We start from the raw sequence: 23,920 nt of genomic DNA on the forward strand, positions 1-23,920 counted from the left end.
TTTTCCAACACCGCCCATACCCCTCATTATTAACATGGTGGCGTTACCGGTCTATCAACAGATTCTATCAGTCATTAAACTGTGATGATGCTTGCACGGGCCGCTCGCCCATGCATTCGGCAGTTGATTCGTCGCCCGACTGGGGCTAATTAGACACTCCGTGGTGATTTGGCCGGCCGGCTTGCAGCCACGTTAAAAAATTCGCTAAAGGGCCGCGTGCGGACCGGTAGCGATTTTTTGTCGCCGCCGGTTTTTTGTTTTTGATCGAGTGACCGCAATGCCCATCAAGATCCCCGATACGCTGCCTGCCTTCGAAACCCTGGTTCAAGAGGGTGTGCGGGTGATGACCGAGACGATGGCGATCCGTCAGGATATAAGACCGCTGCAGATCGGGCTGCTCAACCTGATGCCGAACAAGATCAAGACCGAAGTGCAGATGGCGCGTCTCGTCGGCGCCTCGCCGCTGCAGGTGGAACTGTCGCTCATCCGCATCGGCGGGCACAAGGCGAAGAATACCTCCGAAGATCACCTGCTTGCCTTCTACCAGACCTGGGAGGAAGTAAAGCAGCGCAAATTCGACGGTTTCATCATCACCGGCGCGCCGATCGAGCTCCTGCCCTATGAGGACGTCACCTATTGGTCGGAGATGCGGGAGATTCTCGCCTGGACGGAAACCAACGTCCATTCGACGATGAACGTCTGCTGGGGCGCGATGGCGGCGATCTATCACTTCCACGGCGTTCCGAAGTACGAGCTCAAGGAGAAGGCCTTCGGCGTCTATCGTCACCGGAACCTCAAGCCCTCCTCGATCTATCTCAACGGTTTCTCCGACAATTTCGAAGTGCCGGTGTCACGCTGGACCGAGGTGCGCCGCGCCGATATCGAGAAATCGGACAGCCTGGAGATCCTGATGGAATCCAGCGAGATGGGCGTCTGCCTTGTGCACGAAAAGCGAGGCCGGCGGCTCTACATGTTCAACCACGTCGAATATGATTCCACCTCGCTCTCCGACGAGTATTTCCGCGACGTCAATGCCGGCGTGCCGATCAAGATGCCGCACAATTACTTCCCGCATAACGATCCCGCCCTTCCGCCGCAGAACCGCTGGCGCAGCCATGCGCATCTCCTGTTCGGCAACTGGATCAACGAGATCTATCAGACGACGCCCTACGACGTCGAAGAGATCGGCATGGACCTCTGAGCGGCGTTTCTTTCCGATCTGCCCGGTTGCGGTTTGGAGCAAATGCGGGCAGGTTCCGGTCCGAACCCTATAGCGCCGCGCGTTTTTATCGAACGCGCATAGAATGGACGGTCGATCATGTCGGATAAGTTGGAGCGGGAAGTTTTCGGGCAGACGAAGGCGGGCGAGACTGTCCACCGTGTCGTCATCAAGGGCGGCGGGCTGACGGCCAAGATCATCACCTGGGGCGCGGTGATCCAGGATCTGCGCCTCGAAGGACATGATGCGCCGCTGCAGCTCGGTTTCGAGGATTTCGACAGCTACCCGCTCTATTCGGCCTATTTCGGCGCGACGCCCGGCCGCTGCGCCAACCGCGTCGGCGGCGGCAGGTTCACGCTCGACGGCACGGATTATCAGCTCGAGCCGAACGAAAACGGCGTCACCCACCTGCATGGCGGCAGCGACAATATCGCCAAGCGCAACTGGACGATCGTCGAGCATGACGTCGACCGCCTGGTGATGAAGATCGTCGATCCCGACGGCCGCGCGGGCTATCCCGGCAATTGCACCATCCAGGCAACGTTCTGGGTGCACGGCAACGGCGAATTGTCGGTCATTTATGAATCGACCAGCGATCAGCCGACGCTCGCCAATGTCTGCCAGCACGCCTATTTCAATCTCGACGGCCGCGAGGACGCGCTCGGCCACGACATCATGATCGCCGCCGACCACTATCTGCCGACCGACGAGAGGCAGGTGCCGACCGGCGAGATTCGTTCCGTCGCAGGCACGGAGTTCGATTTCCGCGAGATGGCGCCGATGAAGCGTTTCGCCGGCGGCGAGCAGGCGCTGTACGATCATAATTTCTGCCTGTCGGCCGAACGTACCGCCAAGCGCAGCGTTGTGCTTGCCCGCAGCCTCTATTCGGGCGTGTCGCTGGAGGTGCGCAGCACCGAGCCGGGCGTACAGTTCTATGCGGGCTTCAAGCTGAATACAGGGGCTCCCGGCCTTGGCGGGCGCAAGTACGGCCCGTTCGCCGGCTTCTGCCTGGAGACGCAGGTCTGGCCGGATGCCATCAATCATGAGGGTTTCCCGAATGCGGTCCTGCGCCCGGGCGAGGTGCTGCGCCAGGAGACGGATTATATCTTCACCAAGAGCTGAGCGTCGTAGGAAGTACGGTTGTCAAATTTGATCGCTATGAACCCTCTCCAGTCCGGAGAGGGTTTTTTCTTGTCAGCAGCCGATTTGGTCTTGCCGATTGGTTCTAAATAGGTTCTATTGTGTCTCCATGGATAGAACCAGTCTGGTAGCGGAATTGAGCAGGCGCGGGCTGCGCGACGAAGCTCTGACCGGCCCGCTCTACAAGCGGCTGGCGCAGGCGCTGACCAGCCTCATTCAGGAAGGCCTGCTGAAGCCCGGCACGGCGCTGCCGGGCGAGCGCGATCTTGCTGAGGCCTTGAAGCTCGGCCGCGTCACCGTGCGCACCGCCTATCGCGATCTCATGGCATCAGGCGCACTGGAATCGCGTCACGGAAGCGGTACTTTCGTATCGAGCAAGGTGGAGCGCATGGAACAGTCGCTCTGGCGGCTCTCCTCCTTCTCCGCCGATATGCGCTCGCGCGGGCGTCTGCCGGCCGCACGGATATTGTCGCGGGAAGTCAACACGCCGTCGCCGGAGGAATCCTTCCTGCTCGGCCTCGGCAGCGACGAGCCGGTTCTGAGGCTCGACCGGCTGCGCCTCGCCGATGGGCTGCCGCTGGCGATCGAGCGGGCCGTGGTGCCGGTCAAGTTCCTCGGCGGCGATGCCGGCGGCGAAGGATCGCTCTATGATGCGCTGGCGGCGAACGGCCATCGCCCGGTGCGCGCGCTGCAGCGGCTGACCGCCGTCACGCTCGATGCGTCCTACGCCGCGATGCTGAACGTCAAGGCTGGCGCGCCAGCGCTCCTGATCGAACGTGTTTCGCGCCTGGAAGATCAGCGCGTCGTCGAATACACCCGCTCGCATTATCGCGGTGATGCCTATGATTTCGTTGCGGAATTGAGAATTGGAGATGAACGATGAGTGAAAACCAGTCGCTGATGCTGCAGGAAGCCGGCCAATCGCCGGAGGTGGTGGCCACGCTTCTCGAAAAGGAAAAGCCGGTCTTTGCCGAGATCGCCCGGCTGTTTTCGTCGACCCGCCCGAGCGTGGTGACGACGGCGGCGCGCGGTTCCTCGGACCATGCCGCCACCTTCTTCAAATATCTCTTCGAAATCAGCTGCGGCGTTCCGGTCGCATCGGTCGGCCCGTCGATCGCTTCCGTCTATGGCGCTGCCCTCCAGCTGAAGGGCGGCGTGCATTTCACCGTTTCGCAGTCGGGTGCGAGCCCCGATATCGTGGCGCTGCAGGAGGCGGCGAAGAAGGGCGGGGCGACGACGATCGCCGTCGTCAACGTCACCGACAGCCCGCTCGCCAAGCAGGCGGATATCGTTCTCGGCCTCAATGCCGGCGCGGAAAAGAGCGTCGCGGCGACGAAATCCTTCATCGCCTCCGTCGCCGCCCTTTCCGGCGTGACGGCTGCGATCGGCGGTGCGTCCGGCCTGCAGGCCGCGCTCGCCAACCTGCCGGAGGCGCTTTCGGCAACCGCCGGGATCGATACGACAGCGGCCGAGGAGGTGCTCTTCAACGCGACCTCGCTCTATACGGCCGGCCGCGGCCCGGCCTTCGCGATTGCGCTCGAAGCGGCGCTGAAGGCCAAGGAAACCTCCGGCCTGCATGCCGAAGCCTTCTCGCTGGCGGAATTGATGCATGGCCCGATGCGTCTGGTGCAGCCGGGCTTTCCGATCGTCGCCTTCGCGCCTGATGATGCGGCCTTCGACAATAACGGCAAGGCGCTGGAGCGGTTGCAGAAACTCGGCGCCACCACCGTCGGCTTCTCGGCCCAGCCGCTTTCCGGCATCAATCTGCGCGTGCCGACGACGGGCAACGGCCTCCTCGATCCGCTGGTATCGCTGCTCGTCTATTACCGGCTGATCGAGTCGGTGACGCGCCGCAAGGGCTTCGATCCCGACCGGCCTGCCAACCTGCTCAAGGTGACGGAGACGGTCTGATGGTCCGCAAGATCTTCATCGGCGCCCGCATCTTCGACGGCGAACGCTTTCATGACGACAAGGCGCTCGTCGTTGCCGGCGGCCGCGTCGAAGCAATCGTCGCAGGCAACGATCTGCCGGTCGGCGAGACGGTGACGCTTGCGGGCGGCATCCTGTCGGCCGGCTTCATCGATGCCCAGGTCAATGGCGGCGGCGGCCGGATGCTGAACGACGAACCTTCCGCCGCCTCGATGGACATTATCGCCGGCGGGCACCGGCCCTATGGCACGACGTCGCTGCTGCCGACGCTGATTACCGATACATCGGAAGCATCGTCGGCCGCCATCGAGGCGGCGAAGGAGGCCGTCAAGGCCAACCGCGGCGTCGCCGGTCTGCATCTCGAAGGCCCGCATCTGGCGCCGGCGCGCAAAGGCGCCCACCTCGCCGAATTGATGCGGCCGGTCGAGGATCGCGACGTCAAAGCCTTCATTCAGGCGCGCGAAGCGATCGGCACGCTGCTCGTCACCATTGCCGCCGAACAGGTGACCGTTGCCCAGGTGCGCGCGCTTGCAGAAGCCGGCGTCACCGTCAGCATCGGCCATTCCGATTGTTCGAGCGAGGCGGCAGAGGAACGTTTCGACGCCGGGGCGCGGGGCGTCACACATCTCTTCAATGCGATGAGCCAGATGGGGCATCGCGCCCCCGGCCTCGTCGGCGCGGCGATCGACCATCCCTCAACCTGGTGCGGCATCATCGCCGACGGCCATCACGTCGATCCCAAGGCCTTGCGCACGGCGCTGCGGGCCAAGCGCGGCGAAGGCAAGCTGTTCTTCGTCACGGATGCGATGTCGCTCGTCGGCTCGGAAAAGGATTCGTTCACGCTGAACGGCCGCACCGTCCGGCGCGAAAGGGGCGGTTTCTGCTCGAAGCTGGTGCTTTCCGACGGCACGCTCGCCGGCTCCGATGTCGATATGATTTCGGCGATCCGCTACGGCGTCACCTATCTCGACCTGACGCTCGCCGAGGCTCTGCGCATGGCGACCCTCTATCCCGCGCGCTTCCTGAGGCTCGCCGATCGCGGCCAGCTTTCGCCGGGCGCGCGCGCCGATCTCGTCCATCTCACCGATGCACTGACCGTTGCTGCCACCTGGCTTGCCGGCGAGGCGGCCTGACATCAAGAGCAGTTCCGCTTTCAACGAAGCGCAGAACCGCTCTAACCTTTTGCTTTTACGCAATTCCGGACGGAAAACCGCTTCGCACTTTTCCTGGAATTGCTTTGGGAGACCTGGGATGACTGCGATCACGGATGCCTATTTCTCCAATCTGATCGGCCGGCTGGAGACGCTGAAGCAGGCACTTGCCGGGCCGATGGCGCAGGCGGCGGCGGTGATCCTCGATGCCGCCCGCGGCGACAAGCGCGTCTATGTCTTCGGCACCGGCCATTCGCACATGCTGGCGGAGGAGGTGCATTATCGCGCCGGCGGGCTCGCCTTCACTGTGCCGGTACTCGTCGGATCGGCCATGCTGCACGAAGGAGCGGTCATCAGCTCGGTCTATGAGCGGACCCAGGGCCTCGTGCGGCCGATGCTGGAGCGATACGGCATGCAGCCGGGTGACGTCATCATCATCGCCTCCAATTCGGGCGTGAACGCCGCACCGATCGAGGCCGCGGACTACGCGCATGAAATCGGCGCGAAAGTGATCGCCATCACCTCGATCGCCTATTCGACGGCGATCGCCAATGGCCGCCGGCGGCTCGCCGAGGTCGCCGATATCGTGCTCGACAACGGACTGCCGCCCGGCGACGCCGTCGTCGATCTCGAAGGCACCGGCCTTCGGGTCGGGCCGGTCTCGACGGCGGTCGGGGTGACGGTCATCAATGCGATCTTCGCCGAAGTCGCCTCGGAGCTTTCCAAGTCAGGCGATGCGCCTGTTTATCTCAGCGCCAACATGCCGGGTGCCGCCGAGATCAACCAGAAGCTCGTCAAGAAATACCGGCCGCGCAACCCGCATCTCTGATATCGGCGGATACAAAAAGGCCGGTCTGAACCGGCCTTTTGCGCGAGATGCAACCAGGGATCAATCCTTGGCGCGTTCGACGTAGGAATTGTCTTCCGTGGCGATGACGACGCGGGTGCCGGCGTCGATATGCGGCGGGACCGATGTGCGGATGCCGTTGGAGAGCATGGCCGGCTTGTAGGACGAGGATGCCGTCTGGCCCTTGACGACCGGTTCGGTCTCGACGATTTCGAGCGTGACGTGGCGCGGCAGTTCGAGCGCCAGCGGAATGCCTTCGTGGATCGACAGGATGCAGGTCATGCCTTCCTGGAGATAGGCCTTCTGGTCGCCCATGGTTTCCTGGCTGACGACCACCTGGTCGTAGTTCGCCGGATTCATGAAGTGGAAGCCTTCGCCGTCTTCATAGAGATACTGGAAGTTCACGTCTTCGACGAAGGCGCGCTCGACCTGCTCGGTGGTGCGCCAGCGCTCGGAGACCTTCACGCCATCGACGATGCGGCGCATGTCGACCTGGGTGACGGGCGTGCCCTTGCCGGGGTGAAAGTTCTGAGCGGTAAGAACGACGTAGAGCTTGCCGTCTACGTCGAGAACGTTGCCCTTGCGGACCGAAGAGGCGATGACCTTGACCATAAGACTTCCTTGTAACTCGGCTTTCGGCGTCGTAGAGGACTGACGAGACGCCCAGAAGACGCAAATGTTTTTCTTTGGGGGCGCAACTAACCTAAAATCCGGGAAATAGCCACCCCCCATGCCGGCTTCTCCGGCGAAGAAAGCTTGGAATGAACTCTTCGGCCAAAGCGTCCCCCTGGTGGACCCCGTCCGTGCATGCCGATCGCCGCCCTTTCCTGATCGGGCGCAATGCGATCCAGGCTGCGTTGCGCGGGTTTTTCGCGCACGAGGATTTCATCGAGGTCGACACGGCGGCGCTGCAGATCTCCCCGGGTAACGAGGCGCATGTGCATGCTTTCGCCACCGAGGCGCTGACGACGGATGGGCAAAAGGCGCCGTTCTACCTGCACACCTCGCCGGAATTTGCCTGCAAGAAGCTGCTTGCGGCGGGCGAGGAACGCATTTCCTGCTTTGCCCGTGTCTATCGCAACCGCGAGCGCGGGCCGTTGCATCATCCCGAATTCACCATGCTGGAATGGTATCGCGCCGGCGAAAGCTATGAGAGCCTGATGATGGATTGCGTGCGCATCCTGGCGCTGGCGGCGGAAACGATGAAGACCAAGACGCTCGCCTATCGCGGCGCCGAGAGCGATCCTTTCGCCGGGCCGGAGCGGCTCAGTGTCGCCGAAGCCTTCGAACGCCATGCCGGCATCGATCTCCTCGCCTCCGTCGCCGCCGACGGCTCGACCGATCGCGATCATCTGGCGGCGGAGCTCAGGCGCACCGGCATGCGCGTTGCCGAGGACGACGGCTGGGCCGATCTCTTCAGCCGGGTGCTGGTCGAAAAGATCGAGCCCCATCTCGGCTTCGGCCGGATCACCATCCTCGACGAATATCCGGTTTCGGAGGCCGCGCTCGCGCGTCCCTCGGCGCGCGATCCCAGGGTTGCCGAACGTTTCGAGCTTTATGCCTGCGGCGTCGAGCTGGCCAACGGCTTCGGCGAACTCACCAATGCTGCCGAACAGCGCCGCCGGTTCGAGATCGAGATGGCCGAGAAGGCGCGGATCTACGCCGAGACCTATCCGATCGACGAGGATTTCCTGGCCGCGCTTTCGCTGATGCCCGAGGCAAGCGGCATCGCGCTCGGCTTCGACCGGCTGGTGATGCTGGCGACGGGGGCCGCGCGCATCGACCAGGTGCTCTGGGCGCCGGTTTCGGAGTACGGAAAATGAATGCCGTCAAAGCGATCAAGAGCGTCGAGGATCTCGTCAAAGCGGGGCTCGCCGCGCCTGCCGGCCGCGCAGCGCTCGAGGCGGTTGCCGCGCGTTACGCGATCGCGCTGACGCCTGCCATCACCAGGCTGATCGACCGCGCCGATCCCGCTGATCCGATCGCGCGGCAATTCGTGCCCGACGCAGGCGAATTGACGATCGCGCCCGAGGAACGCGCCGACCCGATCGGCGATCATGCCCATAGCCCGGTCGAAGGCGTCGTTCACCGCTATCCCGACCGCGTGCTGCTCAAGGCCGTGCATGTCTGCCCGGTCTATTGCCGCTTCTGTTTCCGACGGGAAATGGTGGGGCCGCAAGGCCTTGGCACGCTCGATGCGGCTGCGATGGAAGCGGCCTTCGATTACATCAGAAACCACCAGGAAATCTGGGAGGTCATTCTGACGGGCGGCGATCCGCTGGTGCTTTCGTCGCGCCGGCTCCGCGAGATCATGGCGGCGCTCGCGGATATCGCGCATGTGAAGATCGTGCGTTTCCATACGCGCGTTCCTGTCGTCGACCCCGAGAAGATCGACGCGGCGATGATCGCTGCACTGAAGGCGAGCGGCAAGACAGTCTATGTGGCGTTGCATGCCAACCATGTCAGGGAGCTAACGGCGGAAGCACGCGCCGCCTGCGCCCGCTTCGTCGATGCCGGTATCGCCATGATCAGCCAATCGGTGCTGCTGAAAGGCGTCAACGACGATCCCGATGTGCTGGCGGAGCTGATGAAGGCTTTCGTCGAGATCCGCGTCAAACCCTACTATCTCCATCATCCGGATCTCGCGCCAGGCACCGGACATTTCCGATTGACGATCGAGGAGGGGCAGCGGATCGTGGCGGCGCTGCGCGGCCGGATTTCCGGTCTCTGCCAGCCGACCTACATCCTCGACATCCCAGGCGGCCACGGCAAGGCCGTCGTCAGCGCAAGCACAGTCCGGGCAACGGGCGACGGCTGTTATTCGGTTTCGGATTATCGCGGCGGCGAGCATTCCTATCCGCCTGCTGATTAAGGCAAAGCGGCGCTTTTCCGTGTCATTTCTGTACTCGTTTCACCGCAACCCGTGAAGAACATTGCAGCCGAAATGATGCTAGATCATTGATATAGTGAGAATATTCGCCGCTTATCCGAACGGATCGGTAAAATTCTAACTATGAGCAACAATCATATTTAACCCAACACATTAGCGGAATGTTCTGTTTTCCGCACTAAAAGAACGCTCATGATAAGGCGATGAACGCCGGTTCGGGATCATGAGAATCTTGGAGTGATGGGATGAATAAGACAATCCGCGACCTCGTAGCCAAATTCGGCAAGCTTCCTGTCGCAATCGACCAGGTTGCCGACGACGCCGATCTTTATGCGGCGGGTCTGACGTCCTTTGCCTCGGTGCAGCTGATGCTGGGCATCGAAGAGGCGTTCGACATCGAATTCCCTGACAATCTCCTGAACCGCAAATCCTTCGCGAGCATCTCGGCCATCGCCAAGACGGTCGATATCATCCAGGACAGCCGGAAGGTCGCCTGATGAACTTTCCCGTCAAGATCATGCAGGACGATCTTGTCGCAAGGGTCGCCCGTGTCGCCGAAATTGCGGCCAGACACGCCGATGCCGTCGATATCGAGGGCCGCTTTCCCCGAGAGGCCGTGGATGCGATGAAGGCCGAAAGGCTTCTCGGCATCCAGGTGCCGCGCCAGCTCGGCGGTGAATCGGCGTCGACCACCGAAATCGCCGAATTGTGCTCGATGCTGGGCCAGGCATGCGCGGCAAGCGCCATGGTCTTCGCCATGCACCACATCAAGCTGTCGAGCCTCGTCGAACATGGCGCCGACAGCGATTGGCACCGCAGTTTCATGCAGGCCATCGCTGCCGACCAGCTGCTGATCGCATCGGCCACGACCGAGGGCGGCATCGGCGGCAACCTGCGCAACAGCATCTGCGCGATCGAGGTCGACGGCGACATCTGCCGGCTGGAAAAGGATGCCACCGTCATTTCCTACGGCTCGCATGCCGACGCCATTCTCATCACGTCACGCGCCCACGCGCAGGCAGCCTCCTCCGATCAGGTGCTGACGGCTTTCCTCAGGGATCAGTACACGCTCGAAAAGACGCATGCCTGGAATACGCTCGGCATGCGCGGCACCTGTTCCGACGGCTTCCTCTTCAAGGGCGAAGCGCCGGCGCGACAGATCCTGCCGAAGCCTTTCGCTGAGATCGCCGCGCAATCGATGCTGGCTTCCTCGCATCTGCTTTGGAGCGGCGTCTGGTACGGGATTGCGGTCGATGCCGTCGCTCGCGCCCAGGCCTTCGTTCGCGCCGCCGCCCGCAAGGCGCCGGATGCGCAGCCGCCGGGCGCGCTGCGCCTCGCCGAGGTCTCGAACCTGTTGCAGATGGTAAAATCCAACGTCGTTGCCGGTCTCAAGGCCTATGAGGACGCCAAGGCGGATTCCGACAGGCTGTCGTCGATGGGCTTTGCGGTTGCGATGAACAACGTCAAGATCGCCTCTTCCGAGACGATCCTGGAGATTGTCAATCACGCCATGCTGATCTGCGGCATCATGGGCTACAAGAACGGTACGCCCTTCAGCCTCGGACGCCATCTGCGCGACGCGCATTCCGCACAGCTGATGATTTCGAACGACCGCATCCTCGGCAATACGTCGAGCATGCTTCTCGTCCACAAGCAGGACACTAGCCTACTGGGGTGACAGTCATGGATATGCAGACCTCGTTTCTGGACCGGCTCTTCGAATCCGGCCTGCTGATCGATACCGGCGTTGACGGTCTCTATGGCCGCAGCGGCCAGTTCGAAGATGTCATCACCGCCTTTGAACGGCTGATCGATACGTTCGGCGGCGCCGACGGCGCCGAAGCGATGCGTTTTCCGCCCGGCATGAACCGCGCGCTTTTCGAAAAGAGCGGTTACATGAAGAGCTTCCCGCAGCTTGCCGGCACGGTGCACAGTTTCTGCGGCAGCGAGCTCGACCATATGAGCCTGCTTGAATGCATGGAAGTCGGCGAAGACTGGACCAAGGGCCAGCAAGCGACCGATATCGTGCTGACGCCGGCTGCCTGCTATCCGCTCTATCCGACGGTCGCCAAGCGCGGCAACCTGCCGAAGACGGGCGGCCTGTTCGACCTGCAGTCCTACTGCTTCCGTCATGAGCCCTCGAAGGATCCCGCCCGCCAGCAGCTTTTCCGCATGCGCGAATATGTCTGCATGGGAACGGAAGAGCACGTCACCGATTTCCGCCAGAAATGGATGGACCGCGGTGTCGAGATGATGAAGCAGCTCGGCCTCGATGTGACCATCGATGTTGCCAACGATCCGTTCTTCGGCCGTGCCGGCAAGATGATGGTCAACAATCAGCGTGACCAGAACCTGAAGTTCGAACTGCTGATCCCGATCACATCGGCGGCGAAGCCGACGGCCTGCATGAGCTTCAACTACCATCAGGATTCCTTCGGCCTGAAATGGGGCCTCAATCTCGAGGATGGCAGCGTTGCGCATACGGCCTGCGTCGGCTTCGGGCTGGAACGCATCGCGCTCGCGCTCTTCCACCACCACGGGCTCGACGTGAAGGAGTGGCCGGCCAGCGTACGGAAAACGCTGTGGGGCTGATGACGTCGATGACATCGGTCTTCCCGGGAATCAGCCCGGAAACCTACCGGCAGCACGCGCTGCATTCCGGCGAGCGCGCATGGCCGGAAACCAATTGCTATGTCGATCTCTGGATCGAGGTGCTGGCGACGGCGGGCGTCGCCCCCGAGGCGATGCTGGGTTTCACCCTGGCGCAGGATTTCGAGGGCGATCAGTTCACCTTCTTCAAGGTGCCGCTCGAGGATCTCGAAGCGCTCTACGGCATCCGCGCGACCGAGCTTGCGATCTACGACCGCGTCGAACGGCATGTCGACGTGCAGATCGCGCGCGGCCGCCTCTGCCTGATCGAGATGGATTCCTTCTACATGCCGGATACGCGCGGAACTGCTTACCGGCAGGAGCACGGCAAGACGACGGTTGCGATCAACCGGCTGGATGTCGCAGCAAAGCGGGTCGAGTATTTCCACAATGCCGGCTATTTCCAGCTGGAAGGCGAGGATTTCGACGGGCTGTTCCAGCAGCATCTGGCGGAGAGCGATCCACCTTTTCTGCCCTATACGGAGTTTGCACGGTTTCCGGACAAGCCCGCCGATGAAGCGCATCTGCGCGCAACCGCGCGGCGGCTTGCGGACTTTCACTTCGCCAGGCGTCCGCGCGAAAACCCGATCCGTGCCTTTTCAGCCGTCTTTCCGCGGCAGGTGGAGGCAGTGGCGGAGCGGCCGTTCGGCTTCTTCCACAAATATGCCTTCAACACGCTTCGGCAGGTCGGCGCCAATTTCGAGCTGGCATCCGATTACCTGGCCTGGCTCTCTCCGGAATTCGCGGCGGCTGCCGAGGATGCCCGGCGTATTTCCGACGCGGCGAAATCCGTGCAGTTCCAGCTTGCCCGCGCTGTCGCCCGCAGGAGGTTCGAGCCGCTGCAGGCGGCACTTGATCCAGCCGCCGATGCATGGGATTCCATGATGATATCGCTTGCGGAGCGAATCTGAGGCCGGAGATCAGACCATGCGGGGGCGTTTGGCAAGCATCGGAGCCGAGGAAAGCGTGCTTTCCGAAGGCTGGAACCTGATCCTGACGGAGCCGGGCGCCTGCGCCGTGCCGCACGACATTCACCTTTCCGCGCAGTTCATTCCCGCACCCGTCCCCGGCACTGTTGCCGCGGCGCTCGAAAAAGCCGGACTATTCGACCGGGAAAATCCCGAGCCGCTGAACACGAAAGACGCCTGGTATCTCTGCCGGCTCTTCGATGCCGAGCCCGGTGAAGCGATCCTGCGTTTCGCGGGTCTCGCCACGCTGTGCCATGTCTTCCTTAATGGCGAGGAAATCCTCTTTTCCGAGAGCATGTTCACGGCGCATGAGCTCCCGGTGACGCTTCTGGGCGGCGACGAGCTGGCGCTCTGCTTCCGCGCGCTCGGGCCGCGCCTGTCCGAGCCAGGCCCACGTGCGCGCTGGCGGCCGCAGATGATCACGCCGGCGGGCCTGAAGAATTTCCGCACGACGCTGCTCGGCCATATGCCCGGCTGGTGCCCCGAGATCCATGCCGTTGGGCCGTGGCGGCCGATTTCGCTGGTGCGGCGCAAATCCATCTCGATCGACAATGTCTCCATCCGGGCCGCGCTGGATGAGAGCGGCGCCGGCCGTCTCAGCGTTTCCCTGCACAGCAATGCCGAGAAGCCGGCGATGCTGCTGCACTGCGGCGGCATGGAACAGCCCTTCGAGAAGGTCGGCGACAATCACTATTCCGCCATCCTCAAGCTTTCCGACATCGAGCCCTGGTGGCCGCATACGCATGGCGCTCCACGTCTTTATGATCTGACACTGGTTTCCGATGGGGCGGAATATCCGCTCGGCAAGACCGGTTTCCGGCGCATCGAGGTCGAGCGCGGCGCCGATGGCGATGATTTTGGGCTCGTGATCAACGGCGAGCGCATCTTCTGCCGCGGCGCGGTATGGACGACGGCCGACATCGCGCGATTGCCGGGCAGTCGGGCGGATTACGAGCCGTTCCTGCGGCTTGCGCGTGAAGCCGGCATGAACATGATCCGCATCGGCGGCACCATGGCTTACGAGACGCCCGATTTCTTTGCCCTTTGTGACGAACTCGGCCTGCTGGTGTGGCAGGATTTCATGTTCGCCAATTTCGACTATCCGCGCAACGACAAGGCCTTCCTCGGTCATGTTCATGCCGAGGTCGAGGAATTCCTGCACGGCGTCCAGGGTTCGCCTTCTCTCGCGGTCCTCTGCGGCGGCAGCGAAATCCACCAGCAGGCGGCGATGCTCGGCCTGCCCATGGAATTCTGGAGCGGTCCTGTCACCGACGAAATCATCCCGGCGATCACCGCGCGCATGCGTCCTGATGTGCCCTATGTTCCGAACTCGCCCCATGGCGGAGCGATGCCGTTCTCGCCCAATTCAGGCATTGCGCATTATTACGGGGTCGGCGCCTATATGCGGCCGATCGCGGATGCGCGTCGCGCCGACGTGCGTTTTGCCTCCGAGAGCCTCGCCTTCGCGCATGTGCCGCAGCAAAGGACGCTGCAGCGTCATCTCGACGTGCCCGCCGTGCACAGCCCGCTCTGGAAGGCGCGCGTGCCGCGCGACCGCAGCGCATCCTGGGATTTCGAGGATGTTCGCGACTTCTATCTGGAGCTTCTCTACGGTCTCGATCCGGCCCGGCTCCGCCGCGAAGACCCGGAACGCTATCTCGATCTCTCCCGCGCCGTCACCGGCGAGGTGATCGAGGAGACTTTCGCCGAATGGCGGCGCAAGGGTTCGGCCTGCAACGGAGCGCTCGTCTGGACGCTGCAGGACCTCATGCCCGGTCCCGGCTGGGGCGTGATCGATTCCACCGGCGAGCCGAAACCCGTCTGGTATGCGATGCACCGCGCGTTCCGGCCGATCCAGGTAATCTTCACCGACGAGGGAACCAACGGCCTCGACGTGCATGTCGTCAACGAGACGGACGCCGACCTCGACGTCGAACTCGAAGTTGCCTGCCTGCGCGATGGAAGGCAGCAGGTCGTCAGCGGCAGCTTGGCCTTCAAGTTGGCGGCAAGGGACACGCAGCGTTTTGCCTCGACCGCGCTCTTTGGCGCCTTTTTCGATACGACCTATGCCTTCCGTTTCGGGCCGCCGTCACATGATGCAAGTGTGGCGCGCCTGCGCTCGCTCGCCGACGGTGCGGTTCTGGCGGAAAGCTTCCATTTTCCCTGCGGGCGCGGAAAAGCGCTGCATGACGCAGCCATCGAGGCGTCGCTCGGCAGAGACGGCGACGACTGGGTCGTCGACCTCAGAACCGACCGGCTGGCGCAATCGGTGCATATCGACGTCGAAGGCTATAGGGCCGACGACGACTGGTTCCACCTTGCCCCCGGCGCATTGCGGCGCGTGAGGCTCCACGCGCTGTCCGGTATCGAGAGCGATGTTCCGCCGACGGGCGAAATCAGAAGTCTAGGCAGTTCGCATCGCGTCGCGTTCGCGGGCTAAAGCTTCCGCCGGGCGCCCATCCATTGAGAAAGACCGTGTTTTGAGAACGACATACCGCTTTCTGCGTGCTCACGTCCTGCAGCGGCTGATCCCTCGGTCGCGCCTTGCCTTCAATCCGCGCAAGCCCGTCGAAATCGTCGGCTATCTCTCGATGGCCGTCGGCGTCGGCGAATCGGCAAGGCTCTGCGCCGGTGCGCTTGCGGAGGCGGGGCAGGCAATTTCGCTGTCCGATGTGAGCACGCATCCGGATGAGAAGTCCTTTGCCGGCTGGGCGCCATCGCATCTCTCCACCGTACCGCCGGGGAGCCGGATCTGGCATCTCAATCCGCCGATGCTGCCGCGCGCCATCCTGAAGAAGGGGCTCGCGAACTTCACCCGCGCCTTCAACATCGGCTATTTCGCCTGGGAGCTTGAGGTGGTGCCGGCGGAATGGCGCAACGGATTGCGTTACATGAATGCGATCTTCGTGCCGTCGGAATTCACCAGGCGCACGATTGCCCCTCTCACCAAGGCGCCCGTTATCGTGGTTCCGCATCCCGTCACCGAAAAGGCGGCGACGGAAGGCATGCGAGAGAAATTCGGCATCGAAAAGGACGCTTTTCTGGTCAGCTTCATCTTCAGCGCCGGATCGTCGATCAACAGGAAGAACCCGCAGGCCGTAATCGACGCCTTCAGGATATTTGCCGCCGAATGCCCGCGTGCTTTTCTGCTGATGAAGGCCAGCGGCAATGTCGATAAGGATGCGGACCTGCGCGAGCTGATCGCTTCGGTTGCGGGCGACATCAGGATCAAGATCGTCACCGACAGGCTGTCGGATGCCGATATCAACGGTCTCATCCGCTCTTCCGATGCCTATCTTTCGCTGCACCGCTCGGAAGGTTTCGGACTGACGGTTGCCGAGGCGATCATGCAGGGGACGCCCGTCATATCCACCGCCTGGTCGGGGACAGTGGACTTCTGCGACCCCGACAATAGCTGGCCGGTCGCCTCTCCCCTCATTCCCGTTGTCGATACGCATCCGGAATTTGCCGGGCTCAAGGACGCGGTCTGGGCAGATCCCTCTCCTGAAATCGCGGCCGCGCATCTGGGAGAGATTTTCCGCGCGCCCGAGCTTGCGCGGGAGAAGGCCGGCAAGGCGCGGGAATTCCTGCTGCGCTACCTCGCCGAGAACAGCTACGAGAAGGCGCTCGAGAAGCTGATAGCGATGCAAGCCAGCTAAGGTGAGATCACCGCTCCGCTTTATTTTAACATTTTCGCATTAGAGATGGCGGGTATCCGGCCTTAGGCCGATCCTGGCGGATGGATAGATGTCGAAGGGTATTATCGCAAACTCGGTGATGAATGCGGCGGCGGGCATGCTGCTGCTGCTGACAGGCTTCGTCTCCTCGATCATAACCGCCCGGCTGCTCGGACCTGAGGCAAACGGCATCGTCGCCTTCTCGCTGTGGCTGGTGGTGACGGGCGCCTCGATCGCCGAGCTCGGCTCGAGCATCACGCTGCTGAAGACGCTGCCGCAGCTTTCAGCGGAGGGCTATGATGCCCGCCGCCGGCGGGGCTTTGCCTCCATCCTCGTCAGCTTCATGATGTTTTCGACCGTCGTGCTGCTGGCGCTCTACGCCCTGTTTTTCCTGACGTCCGAGAAGATGCACTGGGCGGAAACCGCGCCTTCCGTCGCTCTGGTCACGGGCGCCCTGTTCTTCGTCCAGGCGATCGGATCCTTCGTCAAATTCTACCTGATCGGCGAAAAGAAGCTTGGCAGCTTCTTCAAGCTGACGGTCGCCGTCTCGATCATCCAGCTCGCCGGGGTCGCCGGCGGCGCTGTTCTCTATGGCGTCGAAGGCGTCCTCGTCGGCTATGCGCTTGGCCAGCTCGTGCTGTTTTTCGCCACGCTGCCGATCCTTCTTGCGCGGCGCGACTGGTGCGGGGTTTCGCTCAAATACCTCGCCTCTTCCTCCGTCATCCTGTCGATCCAGTTCATCATCGATTCGATCTTTCTCAACCGGCTCGAGCTGCTCTTCCTGCAGCAGTTCTGGTCGGTGGAAATGGTCGGCTACTATGCCGTCGGCCTGTCGATCGCGAATATCGCCCTTCAACTGCCGATCCAGATGACCGGCAGCCTGCTGCCCTATTATTCCGAGCGCCGGCACAGCAGCGACGATTCCACCTTGCCGGTCGAAGTCTTCGCCGCCGTCACCCGCAGCATGGCCTATATCGTGCTGCCGATGAGCCTCGGGCTTGCGGCGATCTCCAGCGAGCTGGTGTATGTGGTGTTCGGCGAAGCGTTCCGCCGCAGCGGCACGGTGGTGGCGCTGCTCGCGCTCGTCGCGCCCGCCTATACTTTCATGCAGATCCTCAGCCTCTATCTTCTGTCGATGGACAAGGCCCGCTCCCGCCTGAACATCAGTGTGATAGGTGGCCTCCTCATGGTAGCGGGTTGTTTACTGATCGTACCTAGGCTTGCCGCCGAGGGGGCCGCAATCGTGCGCATTCTCGTGTTCGTTGCGATGTCGGTGATGATGATCAGACAGACCGGGTTCGGGTCCCAGCTTTCGGGTCTCTATGCAAGCCTGACGAAGGTGATGCTCGCCTCCGTATTGTGCGCCTGCGCGGCAATTTCCGTTCTCGAATTCGTCCATGGCCCGGTCGGCCTCGTCTTCGCGATCATCGCCGGCACCTTCGCCCATTTCGCCGCGCTTCGCGTGTTGCGCGCCGTGCCGCGCGAGGATGTGGAAGTGATGCGCTCCATTCTCGAAAAGATGCCGTCCGCGCTGCGGCGGCCGGTCGGCCACATGATCAATTTCATTGCGCCGCGGCTTCCCGACGATCCCGATCGCGCCAAGGTCGCCCCCGGCGAATTCTCGCTGGAGCCTGCCGAGGGCGCGGGGCGCAGCGCTGCCCTGCCCGTCGTCTTCGATGGCACGATCGGCCTGTTCATGCCGGAGAATGCCGACGTGAAGAAGCGTTCGGCCGCCGTGCTCTTCGTCAGCCCCTGGGGTTTCGAGGAGATGTGCAGCCGCAAATTCTTCCGTGTTGCGGCCGAGCATTTTGCCGATATCGGCGTGCCGAGCCTGCGCTTCGACTATCGCGGCACCGGCGATGCGCTCGATTTCGGCGCGCTGCCGGCAAGCCTGGAAACCTGGGAAAATTCGATCCGCGCGGCGGCCGCCAAGCTGAAGTCGCTCACCGGCTGCGATCGCGTCATCCTCATCGGGCAGGGCCTCGGCGGGACTCTCGCCCAGCGGATCGGCTCTTCGATCGACGGTGTCGACAGTCTCGTCATGCTGGCGCCGGTGCTGAGCGGGCGGGCCTATCTGCGCGAACTCAACATGTGGTCGAAGATCATCGATGCCGATCTCGGCCTCGGCAAGGAGCATGTGCAGGCCGCCAAGGTGCAGATCGCCGGGCTCGTCATGCCCGAGGAGATCGCCGCCGAGCTCGGCAAGCTCAACATCGCCTCGCCGCAGGGGCTCGCAGCGTCCCGCTACCTGATCCTCGAACGCCCGATCCGGGCCGAGGATACCGGCTTTGCCGATGCACTGAGGGCGCTCGGGGCCGATGTCGAGCAGACGGCGTTCGAAGGTTATGACGAACTCGTCACCAATCCGCTTTTTGCTAAGACGCCCATGGCCGTTGTCGAGCAGCTGACGGCGTGGCTCGATAGCGCGACGACGGAGACATCCGCCGCGCATTCGCCGGCAACGATCGGCAGCACGCCGCTCGCCGGTGAGGGTTTCGTGGAAATGCCGGTGCGTTTCGGAAGCCACGATCATCTGGTTGGCGTCGTCAGCCGGCCGGTCGGCGAGATCAAGGGCAACGGCGTGCTCTTCCTGTCGACTGCCTATGACCGGCATGCCGGCTGGGGACGGACGACAGTGGATATGGCGCGCGAACTGGCGCGCCAGGGCGTCGTTTCGTTGCGCTTCGATTCTGCCAACGTCGGCGACAGCCCGCCGCGGCCGGATGCGCCAGAGCAGGTGCTTTACTCCAAGACGCAGACCGACGATGCGATCGCCGCGCTCGATCTGCTCGAAAGCGTCGTCGCCGGTCCCGTCATGGTGGCCGGCCGGTGCAGCGGCGGCTACGTCGCCTTCCGCGCCGGCGTCGCCGACGAGCGGCTGAAGGCGGTCGTTTCGATCAATCCTTTCGTCTATTACTGGGATCCCGAGGTGCCGGTGCGCAGGGAACATGTCGTTTCCGTCCCCCGGAGCCTCGACGATTACGGCCAGCGCCTGGCGCGGCTCGATACGCTGAAGCGGCTCGTCAGCGGCCAGGTGGATGTCGTGGCGGCGCTGCAGAATATCGTCATTGCCGGCGGCCGGCGGCTGTCGCCCTTTGTCGCGCCGCTGCTCGAGCTGCTTCCCGACCGGCGCCATATCGCCCGCGAGGTCCGGCATTCCTTCGCGCTGTTCAGCAAGCGCAAGGTGCCGCTGACGCTGATCTACAGCGAAGGCGACGTCGGGCTCGACCACGTCTATTTCCACTTCGGACCGCGCGGCGCCAAGCTTTCCCGTTATTCGAACGTGCGGCTCCTGATGCTGCCGGATGCCGACCACAATCTGACGCCGCCGCAGTCGCGCAAATTCGTGCTCGACGAGATCATCCGCCTCGCCAGAGCATGATCGCAATTTTCAACGAGTGGGTTCAGAGACTTTCGGCAGCGCCGATGTTCAACGATCTGTAGAGATCGATGTAGCGCCCGGCAACGATATCCCAGGAATAGCCGCGAGCGGCGTCGAGAAGTCTCGCGCGGACGATGTCCGGTTCGCCCGAAAGTGCTTCATAGGCTGATACGATCGCCGTGGCGGCTATTTCAGGATTGGTGAAATCGGTGAGCTTGATGGCGGGATGGCGGGCGGCGAGCGTCGCAAAGGCATCGTTGGCGTTCAGCACCGGCTGGAGACCGGCGCTCAGCGCCTCCAGCGCCACCAGCCCGAAACCCTCATATTCCGAGGCGGAGGCAAAGAGCGAAGCCTCGGTGATGATGCGGCGGATGGTATCGTTGTCGGGCGACACATGCAGGGTGACGCGGCCGGTCAGGTTCCGGTTTTCGATCTCGCTTTCGACATCCCTGCGGTTCAGGTCGGATTCGGCGCCGACGATGTCGAGATGCCATTCCGGGTCGCGGGCCTTCAGCACGGCCATCGCATCGAGCAGATGGTCGAGCCGCTTGTTCACCGAGAAACGGCCGATCGTGACGATGCGGCGCCTTGCCCGGCGCGAAGCGGTATCGGCGAATTTGCCGATATCGGCGCCGTTTTCGATCAACAGGCTGTCAGGCACGATCTCGGAAAACTGCTTGAGATCGGAAGCGCTGCAGCAGACGACGCGGCGGTAGGCCATCGCCGAAGCGCGGGTCAACGTGCGGAACCAGATCTTCTTGATCGCCGCATATTTCCTGGTGTGGAAGAAACCGCCATGGGTGGTGACGATCATCGGCTTGCCGTGCAGCAGCCGGCCCCAGGCGAGCGCATCGAAGAAGAAGTCGATGGCATGGACATGCAGGAGATCGGCATCGGCGAGATGGCGGAAAACCTGTGGCGCCAGCGGATAACGGCTGCTGCCGGACCAGGGAATGCGCACGACTTCGATGCCGTCGATATCTTCGCAAGGCGGCAGCTTTTTCTCAGGGGCGGTGAAGAGCGAATCGAGGGTGACGACGCGCACGCGATAACCGCGGCGGAGGGTCTGGCGGCCGAGATTGGCGACGACGTCTTCCAGGCCGCCGCGATTGGGCAGGAACTGGCGCACGACATGGACGATCAGCGGAGCCGTTTCCGGCTGCGGATTCTCGCGCACCCTGTCTGCCTCGATGATCGCCATTTTCCACCTGTCGCTGCGCGTGCCAAGCTCGTGTTGGCGCGGATCTTATAGCAGCGACCAGATATCTCGGGCGTTAAGGCGTGGTTTCAGCCACGTCCTGCGGAGTCGATTCTTCGCGAAAAAGGTTAACCGTCTCTGATGGGAATCAGAAGGCCTTGAAAGTAAGCGTCGTCAGCGAGCGGACGATGCCTGGAATATTGGCGATGTTGTCGTTGATGAACTTGCCGATATCCTGGCCTTCTTCGATGTAGACCTTCAGCAGCAGATCGTAATCGCCGCTTGTGGAATAGAGCTCCGAGACCAGTTCGGTCTGGTAGATGGCGTCGGCGACCTCGTAGGTCTTGCCGGGTGCGCATTGGAGCTGGACGAAGATCGGCTTCATGGGAATTTCCTGAAAGATTTGTTTGCACGCATAATGGTCGAAAGCACCGTACGGATGCAAGCCGTTCGTCACGCCGCCGGGTTGGCGGCGGCTTCCGCGACGATCCAGTCGCGAAAGGCGGTAAGCGGCGCATAGTCGGCGCGCTCGGACGGGAAAGCGAGATAATAGCGCTCGCGGCTTTCCATCTCGCGGTCGACGGCGGCGACGAGATCGCCGCGCCTGAGTTCCTCCTGCATCAGAAATGTCGGCAGCAGCGCGACGCCGAGGCCGGCGGCGGCGGCTTGTGCTGCGGTGGCGAACTGGTCGAAGAGCATGCCGTGCACGCTTTCGAAGGACACGCCGTTGCCGGCGAACCATTGCTCCCAGGCGTCGGGCCGCGTCGTCAGGTGCAGAAGCGGAACGGCAAGCAGGTCTTCCGGCCGCGAGATCACGTATCGCTTGAGAAAATCGGGACTGCAGGCCGGCACCGTGCGCTCCGACATCAGAAAAGCCAGTTCGGCGCCCGGCCAATGCGGATGGCCGAAATGGATGGCGGCGTCGATCGAATCGAGGCGGAAATCGAAGGGCGAAAGACGGGTCACCAGATTGATCGTGACACCGGGATTGGCGGCGAGGAAGCGGCCGAGGCGCGGCGCCAGCCAGCGCGTGCCGAAAGTCGGCAGGATGGCGAGATTGAGCGTGCCGCCATGCGGATTGGCGCGCAGGTTCAAGGAGGCGCTCGATATGCGCCGCAGCGCCTCGCGGATCTCGCGGGCATAGCCGTCGCCGGCAAGCGTCAGCCGCATGGTCTGGCGTTCGCGCAGGAAGAGCTCGACGCCGAGCTGCTCTTCCAGCGCGCTCACCTGGCGGCTGACGGCGCTCTGCGTCAGGTCGAGCTCGCGCGCGGCGGCGGTGACGCTGCCGGTGCGGGCGACCGCCTCGAAGGCGGCGAGATGCGAGATCGATGGCAGAAAACGTCTTGAAGCGAGCATGGTCATTCCGGTTCAGAATGAGCTATTTCCGAAATTTCGATATTTCCGGCTTTCCGGAGCTTGTAAAGAGTTTCATCCTGCAAAAACGGAATGAGCCGGAGCTTCCGGATGCCGAAGGTCTTCGTGTCCCAACGGTGCCAGGCGGCCCTTCAAGTCCTCGTTTTATGCTTTAGAGTACCGTAATTCCATCCGATCGGACCGAGCCATGCTGAATGATCCGCGCTCCCACGGCCTCTGGGAAAAGACCGCCCCCGAAGCGCCGGCGACCTCGTCTCTCAAAGGCGCGGCTACGGCCGATGTCGTCATCGTCGGCGGCGGCTACACCGGTCTTTCCTCCGCCCTGCATCTTGCAGAAGCCGGCTCGAAGGTGGTGCTGCTGGAGGGCAAGGAGATCGGTTTCGGCGGCGCGGGACGCAATGTCGGGCTGATCAATGCCGGCATGTGGGTGATGCCCGACGATCTGCCCGGCGTGCTCGGCCCGGTGCATGGCGAACGCCTGCTCGACCTGCTCGGCGGCGCCCCGAAGCTCGTCATGGAATTGATCGACAGGCATCGGATTGCCTGCGAGCTCGAACGGAACGGCACGCTGCATTGCGCTGTCGGGCCGGATGGGCTGAAGGAGATCGAGGAGCGCGCGGCGCAATGGTCCGCCCGCGGCGCGCCCGTGAGACTGCTCGACGCGGCGGAGACCGCCAAACGCATCGGCAGCGATGCCTATGCCGGTTCGCTGCTCGACATGCGCGCCGGAACGCTGCAGCCGCTTGCCTATGCGCGCGGTCTCGCCCATGCCGCCGTCAAGGCGGGCGTCGCCATCCATACATCGAGCCCGGTCGTTACGACCGAGCGCAGCGGCAGCCGCTGGCGCGTGAAGACGGCCAAGGGCGAAGTCAGCGCGGATTGGATCATCGTCGCGACGGATGCCTACAGCACCGGCCCGTTCGAGCAGGTGCGCAACGAGCAGGTCTATCTGCCCTATTTCAATTTCGCCACGGTGCCGCTCGGCCATAATCTGCGCCAGTCGATCCTGCCGGGGCGGGAGGGTGCCTGGGACACCAAGGACATCCTCTCCTCCTTCCGCACGGACCAGGCCGGCCGCCTCGTTTTCGGCAGCGTCGGGGCGTTGCGCAATACCGGGCTTGCCGTACACAAGGGCTGGGCCAAGCGCGCCTTGAAGCGGCTCTTTCCTATCATCGGCGATGTCGAATTCGAATGCGAATGGTATGGCCAGATCGGCATGACCGACAATGCACTGCCGCGCTTCCACAAATTTGCGCCGGGGATCGTCGGCTTTTCCGGTTATAATGGCCGCGGCATCGCGCCGGGAACGGTCTTCGGCCGCACCTTGGCGGAGCACATTCTGGGCCGGCTTTCAGAGGCCGATCTGCCGCTGCCGCTGACTGCGCCCACCGAACCGAGCTTCCGGGCGCTCAAGGAAATATGGTACGAAGCCGGCGCGCAGGTCGCCCATTTCGCCGATGCCCGCTTCTGACAAAATCAAGATTGGAACCACGACA

The 23,920-nt window shown here is 62.9% G+C and carries 20 protein-coding genes and 1 riboswitch; of the genes, 16 read left to right on the forward strand and 4 right to left on the reverse strand.

Annotated features, from left to right (window positions below):
* Positions 1–150: 150 nt before the first annotated feature.
* A riboswitch (SAM riboswitch) is annotated at positions 151–228 on the forward strand.
* A 49-nt stretch (positions 229–277) separates the two neighbouring features.
* The 6 genes from metA (at position 278) to ATY77_RS23975 (ending at position 6,268) form a co-directional block, all read left to right on the forward strand.
* On the forward strand, positions 278–1,201 hold the full coding sequence (metA, locus tag ATY77_RS23950; protein WP_088689121.1) for a homoserine O-succinyltransferase: 924 nt from the start codon (positions 278–280) through the stop codon (positions 1,199–1,201).
* A 117-nt stretch (positions 1,202–1,318) separates the two neighbouring features.
* On the forward strand, positions 1,319–2,341 hold the full coding sequence (locus ATY77_RS23955; protein WP_088689122.1) for an aldose epimerase family protein: 1,023 nt from the start codon (positions 1,319–1,321) through the stop codon (positions 2,339–2,341).
* Positions 2,342–2,468: 127 nt separating this feature from the next.
* Positions 2,469–3,242: a GntR family transcriptional regulator gene (locus tag ATY77_RS23960; RefSeq protein ID WP_088689123.1), complete on the forward strand. Its 774-nt coding sequence runs from the start codon at positions 2,469–2,471 to the stop codon at positions 3,240–3,242.
* Positions 3,239–4,270 carry an SIS domain-containing protein gene (locus ATY77_RS23965; RefSeq protein WP_088689124.1) on the forward strand — a complete coding sequence of 344 codons (1,032 nt, stop codon included), beginning with the start codon at positions 3,239–3,241 and terminating at the stop codon, positions 4,268–4,270. Before ATY77_RS23960 ends, ATY77_RS23965 begins: the two co-directional genes overlap by 4 nt.
* Positions 4,270–5,421, forward strand: coding sequence for an N-acetylglucosamine-6-phosphate deacetylase (nagA, locus tag ATY77_RS23970; RefSeq protein WP_088689125.1), 1,152 nt, complete (start codon positions 4,270–4,272; stop codon positions 5,419–5,421). The genes ATY77_RS23965 and nagA overlap by 1 nt, the downstream gene beginning before the upstream one ends.
* Before the next feature lie 118 nt (positions 5,422–5,539).
* Positions 5,540–6,268, forward strand: coding sequence for an SIS domain-containing protein (locus ATY77_RS23975; protein WP_088689126.1), 729 nt, complete (start codon positions 5,540–5,542; stop codon positions 6,266–6,268).
* A gap of 60 nt (positions 6,269–6,328) precedes the next feature.
* On the opposite strand, the gene efp is transcribed toward ATY77_RS23975, so the two are convergent.
* Positions 6,329–6,898: an elongation factor P gene (gene efp, locus ATY77_RS23980; protein ID WP_008528334.1), complete on the reverse strand. Its 570-nt coding sequence runs from the start codon at positions 6,896–6,898 to the stop codon at positions 6,329–6,331.
* A gap of 149 nt (positions 6,899–7,047) precedes the next feature.
* On the opposite strand from efp, the gene epmA reads away from it, so the two are divergent.
* From epmA to ATY77_RS24025, 9 genes are all read left to right on the forward strand, one after another.
* Positions 7,048–8,109 (forward strand): EF-P lysine aminoacylase EpmA, encoded by a 1,062-nt coding sequence (gene epmA, locus ATY77_RS23985; RefSeq protein ID WP_088689127.1) that lies wholly within the window; start codon positions 7,048–7,050, stop codon positions 8,107–8,109.
* Positions 8,106–9,158 (forward strand): lysine-2,3-aminomutase-like protein, encoded by a 1,053-nt coding sequence (locus tag ATY77_RS23990; protein ID WP_088689128.1) that lies wholly within the window; start codon positions 8,106–8,108, stop codon positions 9,156–9,158. Before epmA ends, ATY77_RS23990 begins: the two co-directional genes overlap by 4 nt.
* Before the next feature lie 263 nt (positions 9,159–9,421).
* A complete protein-coding gene (locus ATY77_RS23995; RefSeq protein WP_003567517.1) occupies positions 9,422–9,673 on the forward strand; it encodes an acyl carrier protein in 252 nt (83 codons plus the stop codon).
* Positions 9,673–10,854 (forward strand): acyl-CoA dehydrogenase family protein, encoded by a 1,182-nt coding sequence (locus ATY77_RS24000; protein WP_088689129.1) that lies wholly within the window; start codon positions 9,673–9,675, stop codon positions 10,852–10,854. Before ATY77_RS23995 ends, ATY77_RS24000 begins: the two co-directional genes overlap by 1 nt.
* A gap of 5 nt (positions 10,855–10,859) precedes the next feature.
* The gene (locus ATY77_RS24005) at positions 10,860–11,768 is read left to right on the forward strand and encodes an amino acid--[acyl-carrier-protein] ligase (RefSeq protein ID WP_088689130.1); all 909 of its coding nucleotides are present in this window, start codon (positions 10,860–10,862) and stop codon (positions 11,766–11,768) included.
* An 8-nt stretch (positions 11,769–11,776) separates the two neighbouring features.
* Positions 11,777–12,736 carry a DUF1839 family protein gene (locus ATY77_RS24010; RefSeq protein ID WP_088689319.1) on the forward strand — a complete coding sequence of 320 codons (960 nt, stop codon included), beginning with the start codon at positions 11,777–11,779 and terminating at the stop codon, positions 12,734–12,736.
* A 16-nt stretch (positions 12,737–12,752) separates the two neighbouring features.
* A complete protein-coding gene (locus ATY77_RS24015) occupies positions 12,753–15,233 on the forward strand; it encodes a glycoside hydrolase family 2 protein (RefSeq protein WP_088689131.1) in 2,481 nt (826 codons plus the stop codon).
* A gap of 40 nt (positions 15,234–15,273) precedes the next feature.
* Positions 15,274–16,452 carry a glycosyltransferase family 4 protein gene (locus ATY77_RS24020; RefSeq protein WP_088689132.1) on the forward strand — a complete coding sequence of 393 codons (1,179 nt, stop codon included), beginning with the start codon at positions 15,274–15,276 and terminating at the stop codon, positions 16,450–16,452.
* Positions 16,453–16,540: 88 nt separating this feature from the next.
* Positions 16,541–19,852 (forward strand): alpha/beta fold hydrolase, encoded by a 3,312-nt coding sequence (locus tag ATY77_RS24025; protein ID WP_088689133.1) that lies wholly within the window; start codon positions 16,541–16,543, stop codon positions 19,850–19,852.
* 22 nt (positions 19,853–19,874) lie between these two features.
* Here the strand turns inward: ATY77_RS24025 and ATY77_RS24030 are convergent, their stop codons facing one another.
* The 3 genes from ATY77_RS24030 to ATY77_RS24040 form a co-directional block, all read right to left on the reverse strand.
* Positions 19,875–21,053, reverse strand: coding sequence for a glycosyltransferase family 4 protein (locus ATY77_RS24030; RefSeq protein ID WP_088689134.1), 1,179 nt, complete (start codon positions 21,051–21,053; stop codon positions 19,875–19,877).
* Between the two features lie 145 nt (positions 21,054–21,198).
* Positions 21,199–21,435: an Lrp/AsnC ligand binding domain-containing protein gene (locus ATY77_RS24035; protein WP_003567502.1), complete on the reverse strand. Its 237-nt coding sequence runs from the start codon at positions 21,433–21,435 to the stop codon at positions 21,199–21,201.
* Between the two features lie 68 nt (positions 21,436–21,503).
* A complete protein-coding gene (locus tag ATY77_RS24040) occupies positions 21,504–22,412 on the reverse strand; it encodes a LysR family transcriptional regulator (RefSeq protein ID WP_088689135.1) in 909 nt (302 codons plus the stop codon).
* Between the two features lie 199 nt (positions 22,413–22,611).
* Here ATY77_RS24040 and ATY77_RS24045 point away from each other — a divergent pair, with 199 nt between their 5' ends.
* The gene (locus ATY77_RS24045) at positions 22,612–23,895 is read left to right on the forward strand and encodes an FAD-binding oxidoreductase (protein ID WP_088689136.1); all 1,284 of its coding nucleotides are present in this window, start codon (positions 22,612–22,614) and stop codon (positions 23,893–23,895) included.
* Positions 23,896–23,920 lie beyond the last annotated feature (25 nt).

Origin of the sequence: Rhizobium sp. R634, from assembly GCF_002211305.1 — a bacterium.
Lineage (GTDB): Bacteria > Pseudomonadota > Alphaproteobacteria > Rhizobiales > Rhizobiaceae > Rhizobium.

Bases quoted from the DNA above. Each gene is read 5' to 3' on its own strand.
- ATY77_RS24040 (WP_088689135.1), bottom strand. From the start codon at position 22,412: ATGACCATGCTCGCTTCAAGACGTTTTCTGCCATCGATCTCGCATCTC.
- epmA (WP_088689127.1), top strand. From the start codon at position 7,048: ATGAACTCTTCGGCCAAAGCGTCCCCCTGGTGGACCCCGTCCGTGCAT.
- ATY77_RS24015 (WP_088689131.1), top strand. From the start codon at position 12,753: ATGCGGGGGCGTTTGGCAAGCATCGGAGCCGAGGAAAGCGTGCTTTCC.
- ATY77_RS23965 (WP_088689124.1), top strand. From the start codon at position 3,239: ATGAGTGAAAACCAGTCGCTGATGCTGCAGGAAGCCGGCCAATCGCCG.
- efp (WP_008528334.1), bottom strand. From the start codon at position 6,898: ATGGTCAAGGTCATCGCCTCTTCGGTCCGCAAGGGCAACGTTCTCGAC.
- ATY77_RS24000 (WP_088689129.1), top strand. From the start codon at position 9,673: ATGAACTTTCCCGTCAAGATCATGCAGGACGATCTTGTCGCAAGGGTC.
- ATY77_RS24025 (WP_088689133.1), top strand. From the start codon at position 16,541: ATGTCGAAGGGTATTATCGCAAACTCGGTGATGAATGCGGCGGCGGGC.
- ATY77_RS24045 (WP_088689136.1), top strand. From the start codon at position 22,612: ATGCTGAATGATCCGCGCTCCCACGGCCTCTGGGAAAAGACCGCCCCC.
- ATY77_RS24035 (WP_003567502.1), bottom strand. From the start codon at position 21,435: ATGAAGCCGATCTTCGTCCAGCTCCAATGCGCACCCGGCAAGACCTAC.
- ATY77_RS23960 (WP_088689123.1), top strand. From the start codon at position 2,469: ATGGATAGAACCAGTCTGGTAGCGGAATTGAGCAGGCGCGGGCTGCGC.
- ATY77_RS23995 (WP_003567517.1), top strand. From the start codon at position 9,422: ATGAATAAGACAATCCGCGACCTCGTAGCCAAATTCGGCAAGCTTCCT.
- ATY77_RS24030 (WP_088689134.1), bottom strand. From the start codon at position 21,053: ATGGCGATCATCGAGGCAGACAGGGTGCGCGAGAATCCGCAGCCGGAA.
- nagA (WP_088689125.1), top strand. From the start codon at position 4,270: ATGGTCCGCAAGATCTTCATCGGCGCCCGCATCTTCGACGGCGAACGC.
- metA (WP_088689121.1), top strand. From the start codon at position 278: ATGCCCATCAAGATCCCCGATACGCTGCCTGCCTTCGAAACCCTGGTT.
- ATY77_RS23990 (WP_088689128.1), top strand. From the start codon at position 8,106: ATGAATGCCGTCAAAGCGATCAAGAGCGTCGAGGATCTCGTCAAAGCG.
- ATY77_RS24010 (WP_088689319.1), top strand. From the start codon at position 11,777: ATGACATCGGTCTTCCCGGGAATCAGCCCGGAAACCTACCGGCAGCAC.
- ATY77_RS23955 (WP_088689122.1), top strand. From the start codon at position 1,319: ATGTCGGATAAGTTGGAGCGGGAAGTTTTCGGGCAGACGAAGGCGGGC.
- ATY77_RS24005 (WP_088689130.1), top strand. From the start codon at position 10,860: ATGGATATGCAGACCTCGTTTCTGGACCGGCTCTTCGAATCCGGCCTG.
- ATY77_RS23975 (WP_088689126.1), top strand. From the start codon at position 5,540: ATGACTGCGATCACGGATGCCTATTTCTCCAATCTGATCGGCCGGCTG.